This window comes from Paenibacillus sp. 01T422 (assembly GCF_056398785.1).
The window spans coordinates 1-475 of sequence record NZ_JBFTQB010001637.1 but is presented as its reverse complement, the minus strand read 5'-3'; the positions used below and the strand labels follow the sequence as shown (position 1 = coordinate 475).

Annotated in this window: 2 rRNA genes; both read right to left on the bottom strand. The window is 49.5% G+C overall.

Features of this window, described 5'->3' with window-relative positions:
• A 23S ribosomal RNA gene (locus tag AC1DUA_RS40540) occupies positions 1-141 on the bottom strand; the annotation flags it as partial.
• Positions 142-346: 205 nt separating this feature from the next.
• Positions 347-475, bottom strand: a 16S ribosomal RNA gene (locus tag AC1DUA_RS40535); the annotation flags it as partial.

Genomic DNA, 475 nt, shown 5'->3' with positions numbered 1-475 from the left:
ATTACCACAGCTGGGTTCCCCCATTCGGACATCCCCGGATCAAAGCCTGCTTACGGCTCCCCGAGGCATTTCGTCGTTCGCCACGTCCTTCTTCGGCTCCTAGTGCCTAGGCATCCTCCGTGTGCTCTTTCTAGCTTAACCTAGAAAAATCATTTGAAAATTTCGTGCAACCCGAAGGTTAGCACTACCTAAGTTCTTACTTTACGTTTYGTTTCGTTATCTAGTTTTCAAGGAACAAGTTTATTGCAGATTGAAAGATTGCTCTTTCAAAACTGAACACGAGTGAGTAAGCGATTTGTGYGCTAAGCACACTTGACTGGGTCGTTTCAGACCCGAGTCTCCATAGAAAGGAGGTGATCCAGCCGCACCTTCCGATACGGCTACCTTGTTACGACTTCACCCCAATCATCTACCCCACCTTCGGCGGCTGGCTCCCTTGCGGGTTACCCCACCGACTTCGGGTGTTGTAAACTCT